General features: G+C 66.1%; 1 protein-coding gene. It reads left to right on the top strand.

The features are described from left to right. Positions 1 to 638, top strand: a 638-nt coding sequence (locus tag G4Z14_RS18755) for a DUF7507 domain-containing protein (RefSeq protein ID WP_164628485.1), incomplete at both ends; no start/stop codon positions are given.

Here is a 638-nt window from a genome sequence, read left to right as displayed (position 1 = left end):
GGTCTGGTCGACGCGGCCGGCGACATCATCACCTACGAGATCACGGTGACCAATGACGGCAACGTGACGCTGACCAATGTGACGATCACCGACCCGCTGACCGGGCTTGACCATTTCGTCGGCGATCTGGCCCCCGGCGGGACGCATACCGTCGAGGCGACCTACACCGTGCAGCAGGCCGACATCGACGGCGACGGCATCGACCTGAACGGGCTGGTGGACGGCGACGGCGACGTCGACAACACCGCCACCGCCGACAGCGACGAGACCGAAGAGGTCTCCGACAGCGAGGTGGTGGGCATCGTCTACGATCCGGTGCTGCTGATCGACAAGGTGGTGACCGATGTTGGCGGCGACGGGCCGGACGGGGTGGTGAACGCGGCGGGCGACATCATCACCTATGAGATCACGGTGACCAATGACGGCAACGTGACGCTGACCAATGTGACGATCACCGACCCGCTGACCGGGCTTGACCATTTCGTCGGCGATCTGGCCCCCGGCGGGACGCATACCGTCGAGGCGACCTACACCGTGCAGCAGGCCGACATCGACGGCGACGGCATCGACCTGAACGGGCTGGTGGACGGCGACGGCGACGTCGACAACACCGCCACCGCCGACAGCGACGAGACCGA

It is taken from the genome of Tabrizicola oligotrophica (assembly GCF_011008935.1).
Classification (GTDB): domain Bacteria; phylum Pseudomonadota; class Alphaproteobacteria; order Rhodobacterales; family Rhodobacteraceae; genus Tabrizicola_A; species Tabrizicola_A oligotrophica.
Note: the sequence above shows the minus strand (reverse complement) of the source record. Positions and strands in the feature narration are given on the sequence as shown.